A 4,752-nucleotide genomic window follows, 5' to 3' on the forward strand; every position below is an offset into this window, starting at 1 on the left:
TTGGTTTCCGGATTTCTTGTCTCGGAGTACCAAATCGGTGAAGGGCCAGGGTTGGGGAATCCTGGCCCTTCGCTGTTGTTACGCTATCCGCTGGGCATACTACTCTCCTGCAAAGATGGCGCACGAAAACCGCCGCTGCCGATTGGCGGAAGCAGTTGTTTTCGATTCGTTCTAGAGATAATGACGGGATCTACCGCGTAGTTGATCCCGTTGCTGGGTATCCGGCTCGTGCTACTTTCTTGCGCCATTAGCCAGGACGGGTCGCAATGGCTTTTCTCGGCCGGGAGGCGATTTACCAAGAATTCTGAATTTTGGCTGGCTTGTGCTGTTTTCATCAAAACCTCGTAAGTGGAAGACACTTCCCCATTGACAAGGTTTTGGAGTTTTGAAAGAATCCGAACTGTCTGGATACGGATTCTTTAATTTCCATCCCTTGTCAGGGAAAATCGTAGTGATTAGGGGTTAAGGTTGCGGAGCCTTAGCCCCTTTTCAATTTCTATGTACCTGGTATTCGATTCTCCTTTTTGGTATCCCAGGGCCAACGCAGCCCTGTCAGATACGGTCCTACCTATCTTTTCTGCTGATCCCGGCGTACCCAACATGGGTCCGAGAGGGATGGTCGGCGCGATCTTCTGTGACAGTGGTCAAAGATAATCCGGCAATCGATTGATTGCAACTGGAAAGCTAAACAAAAATTTCCCGATTGAATACGTCGATTGTTGCTCAATGATGCGTGGATACAGGTTTTGATCGAGTTTGCGATCTTGGTTAGCGATGGACTTGTAAAAATACTGGCGATTGGTCGTACGTGGTGTTCGTGATGGAAGCGCCTGTAAAGCGTGACTGAGAGCAGCCGCCGTCCTCGTAAGATCTGTGACAGTTTTTGATTCCCCGCAAAACCAAAATTCTTCCAACGTTGATCTGTTATTAAACAGCTGGTCGGAAAAGGTTTTCCAAGTAGGTGAGTCATGTATACAGCCATATGTGCGACCGTGAATTGCAGCAACTCTTAGACTTGAACCACATCGCTTCTTCTTATTCGGTGATTGATCGTTTTAAAGTTCAATTTACCGAATCTAAGCGGTGGCTAACTACCACCCGATTTGCAGCAGTTTATGGACTCAATCGCCGCCTGATTCGGTGTTATATCCTTTGCCTCAAGATAGTGCGGATACCCCTTTCGCCGCCGGCAAGTCCATAAAATCGCGATAACCATTTGCTTTATGTACCTTTCTGCCATTACATCAAGCGCGCATATGACGTCATGACGTAATGATGTCGTTGCGTAAATGCGTCATGATGAAAGCTTCGGCAGACCTTTCTCAGTAAAAATTTTAGATAGCCCTTCAACAGCCAGCGATTGAATGCTGACACCTTCGGAGACGGCGAGTTGGTGTACACGTTCCCACTCTGCACGAGGTAGACGCACAGTCAGTGCAACTACATCACCTTTACCCCTTCCTCGTTGGCGAGCGCCCTGTTTTGTACCTTGTTCTTGCCCCACTTCTGTCATCTGTGTGGAAGCTGCACCTTTTCGGGTAAATGCTGCTAGACCTGTTGGTTTACTCATTGTATCTGCTCCTTGAGCCACGCCCAAAGGGCGCGGATTTCAGTTGCTGCTTTACCATCACTATCGAACTCAGTTACGGCCCTGCCTGTAGCTATAGCACGCGCGAAGGCTCGCCGGTCAATGATCTCTACCGGTGAGGTCAAAAAACCGTAATCAGCCATGATGATGCGGGTTTCTGCAATTTCGGGGGATCTGAAAGGGCAGGCCGATAGAACGAAAGCGGCGCGAACCCCAGCCGCTTTGACAATATCAACGGCACTACCGACAGCGGCAATGTCGAAGGCGGTTGGACGGACAGGGATGAGCACCAGATCAACTGAACGTACGATGCGCGTAGCGTCCGGAGTGGCATGGGGTGCAGTATCGACGATAGCCAAGGTCATACGCTCATGGGATGCTGCATCGAGCACGCGATCCAGATCGGTTGCGGCTGTTGTTGCAACTATAGGTGTGTCTTGAGAACGAGTTTCGCCCCAAACGGTAGCACTTTTTTGCGGATCGGTATCAATAACAACAACTCTTTCTCCTGCCTCTGTTGCGGCTACTGCAGTATGCACCGCGAGCGTTGTTTTACCGCTACCCCCTTTTTGGGAGAGAAAAGCAATTTTCTTCATGACGTCTCCACGCCATGACGTTATGGCGTTTTGTCGCTACTATAACAAAAAAACTAATCTTGTCAATGCGACATAGCGTTATGACGCCATTACGCCATTACGCTAAGTAGAGCGGAAGATTAGGCCGACGAATAGTGGTGGATCAACAATTGATGTGTTCTTTAGTAAATAGCCAATCCGGGAATGCCAGCATGACGGTTGTAAAAAGCTCGATCTCCAGGGATACAAGCCAAGGACCTGCTGGTGAGTTATATTATCGCTCAAATCACCATGGTCCTGACGGGAAGCTTACAGCCCTTGCTGGCTGTAACTACCTTTTGGGGCGTTCCATCGAGCTTCGATACAAAAAAAGGAGGCACGAAGCCTCCCCTTTTGTGTCACTGGGCCAAGCTTAGCTCTTCTTGGCTTCTACCTTTTTGACCGGGGCCTTGTGAGCAACAACCTTCTTCGTGGGGGCTTTATGCGCCTCTTTCTTGTTCGCCTTCACGGAAGCCTTCTGCTCTTCCTTCTTGTGCATCTTCGTGGGAGCCTTGTGGGCGGCCACCTTGGCGGCGGGCTTTTCGGCGCTAGCGGGGGTGGTAGCAGCAAAGCTGGTAGAAACGGCAAACAAAGAAGCCAAAGCAACTATGATAGCGGAAGTCTTCACGGACATGGTAAATCTCCTCAAAAAGTTTTAGTTACACTCCCCAATGACCCCAGCAATGATCGTGCCAATCATAAAAAAACCTGCAAAAACATATAATAGGGAATCGCACTCTGGAAGCGAGCCGGTCCTGTATGTTGGGGGATCACGACAAACATAAGGCCTATGCGCCTAACCATCTGATAGCGAACAAAATAATTGCACCATATTGGCGACAGCCGGTTAGCAGAATGCGCAAGATGGGAGAAAGCGGGCGTCATGGACAGATGCGGTTAAAGGAGTGTGCTGTTTCATTTCTCACCCCAGGCAAGATGGCAGCCCATCCAATCCCTCGCCACGGCCAATGCTACAATGGACCATTGAGCAAGCAGAAGGAGAATAGATAACCATGCATTTGTATATAGAACCGCAAGCAGGATCCGCACCCGTTGTGCAGGTCATCGACTCGGCCCGCCATGCGGTTCACATGGAAGTGTACTTCCTCAGTGATGGCAAGGTCCTGCGGGCCCTGGCCAATGCCCATGACCGCGGCGTCCAGGTAGAGGTGATTCTGGACCATCATCCCTACGGGCTCCCCGCCTGGAAGGTACGGAAAGAGGCTGAAAAAGTACGGCAAACCGGAGCGAGCCTGCGCTGGGCGCCGCAACGATTCGAGGCCGTGGGCGGACAGTATGTGTACGAGCATGGGAAATGGACCTGCAATCAGCGCGAGTGCGAAATCGGCACTGGCAACTATGGCTGGTATAGCTTCCACCACGATCGCGACTATGATCTGGTAACGAGCAATCCCTCGATCGTTCGTGCCGCCAATATGGTTTTTACCGCCGACTGGAACAACCAGCGGGCCGGGAACTACCCGCACCGGGTTTTGGTGCTATCCCCGGATTCGGCAGGGAAGATCCTGCAGGTCATTCGCCAACCCGGGCCGATTATCATGGAAAGCGAAGAGCTGGGTGATTACCGGCCCATTCTGGAAGCCCTGGCAGCCAAGGGGAAAGAGGCCAAGGTGCTTTTGCTGGAGTTACTGTCCGTCTATTGCCCACCAAACCAATCTATCTCCACGGCAAGACCATCTGTGGTCAGGAAAGCGGCTTCGTTGGCAGCGAAAACGTCAGCTACTCGAGCATCATGCGCAATCGGGAAATGGGCCTCATCATCCACGGGCAAGCACTCCAGGAGATCCACCAGCAGTTTGCCGAGGATTGGGGCCACAGTGAGCTATTGAGCGCCTGGCATCCCAAGCACAGAAGCGGCGGCTGGTGATTTTCCTGATTGGTCGCATGCAAATATCCTGGGGCAAGGAATTGGCGGCTACCCCGTTCGGGCAATTGATTTTCTTTGCCGAATTTCTGGAAGTGATTGGTTAATCAGGGGCAAATGCCTGCCACCGCCAGTCGGTTGCGAACCATGTCGATGACGCGCTGACGATCCGGTAAGGCTAAACGCCCGATCTTCTCTGCCCTCTCTCGCCCGATGGTGGCGATCTTGGCCGTGCACACTACGGATGGTACCGGTAATCCAGCGCTATCAAGGTTAGAGAGCTCGACGTCACCCGCCCAGCCCCGGTTTTCTGCGCTGGTGATCATCAGCACCCACAACAGTTGGGGAGCTGTCTTCCCGTTACTGCTAGCAATGACCAAGGCAGGACGATATTGATGAACAGGACGATTGGTGTAGGGAAAGGGCACCTTGACCACATCCCAGACGTCACAAGCGCTCATATGCTCGCCGGTCTGCCTCGCTGTTCCATTCAGAGAAAAGCGCGAAGGGGTCCTCTTCGATATCTGATTCTGCCTTGGTCAAAATAACCCGGCCCTCTTCGATGCGATAGGCGATTTCATCTCCTTCCCGGATCTGCAATGCCACTCGAACCGGTTGCGGGATAGTAGTCTGTGCTTTACTGGTCAACTTGCTGGTAATCATTG

Annotated in this window: 6 protein-coding genes and 1 pseudogene; 2 read left to right on the top strand and 5 right to left on the bottom strand. The window is 51.7% G+C overall.

What is annotated here, in order from left to right; all coding sequences use genetic code 11:
• Positions 1-1,294: 1,294 nt before the first annotated feature.
• The 3 genes from RTI30_RS12615 to RTI30_RS12625 form a co-directional block, all read right to left on the bottom strand.
• Entirely contained in the window at positions 1,295-1,570 is a 276-nt protein-coding gene (locus RTI30_RS12615; protein WP_312283924.1) for a hypothetical protein, read from the bottom strand.
• Complete coding sequence (locus RTI30_RS12620) at positions 1,567-2,184, bottom strand: AAA family ATPase (RefSeq protein WP_312283925.1); 618 nt, start codon at positions 2,182-2,184, stop codon at positions 1,567-1,569. Before RTI30_RS12620 ends, RTI30_RS12615 begins: the two co-directional genes overlap by 4 nt.
• A 391-nt stretch (positions 2,185-2,575) precedes the next feature.
• On the bottom strand, positions 2,576-2,836 hold the full coding sequence (locus RTI30_RS12625) for a hypothetical protein (protein WP_312283926.1): 261 nt from the start codon (positions 2,834-2,836) through the stop codon (positions 2,576-2,578).
• Positions 2,837-3,293: 457 nt separating this feature from the next.
• Between RTI30_RS12625 and RTI30_RS12630 the strand changes: the two are divergent.
• Both RTI30_RS12630 and RTI30_RS12635 read left to right on the top strand, forming a co-directional pair.
• Positions 3,294-3,392 (top strand): annotated as a pseudogene (locus RTI30_RS12630) (GTP-binding protein); the annotation flags it as partial.
• A gap of 470 nt (positions 3,393-3,862) precedes the next feature.
• Complete coding sequence (locus tag RTI30_RS12635; RefSeq protein WP_312283927.1) at positions 3,863-4,090, top strand: phospholipase D-like domain-containing protein; 228 nt, start codon at positions 3,863-3,865, stop codon at positions 4,088-4,090.
• 104 nt (positions 4,091-4,194) lie between these two features.
• On the opposite strand, the gene RTI30_RS12640 is transcribed toward RTI30_RS12635, so the two are convergent.
• Together RTI30_RS12640 and RTI30_RS12645 are read right to left on the bottom strand one after the other, a co-directional pair.
• Positions 4,195-4,548 carry a type II toxin-antitoxin system PemK/MazF family toxin gene (locus RTI30_RS12640; protein ID WP_312283928.1) on the bottom strand — a complete coding sequence of 118 codons (354 nt, stop codon included), beginning with the start codon at positions 4,546-4,548 and terminating at the stop codon, positions 4,195-4,197.
• Positions 4,535-4,752 (bottom strand): type II toxin-antitoxin system PrlF family antitoxin (locus RTI30_RS12645; RefSeq protein ID WP_312283929.1); only part of this gene is annotated, 218 nt, incomplete at its 5' end. The genes RTI30_RS12640 and RTI30_RS12645, both read right to left, overlap by 14 nt.

Source organism: Candidatus Igneacidithiobacillus taiwanensis, assembly GCF_031962545.1.
GTDB lineage: Bacteria > Pseudomonadota > Gammaproteobacteria > Acidithiobacillales > Acidithiobacillaceae > Igneacidithiobacillus > Igneacidithiobacillus taiwanensis.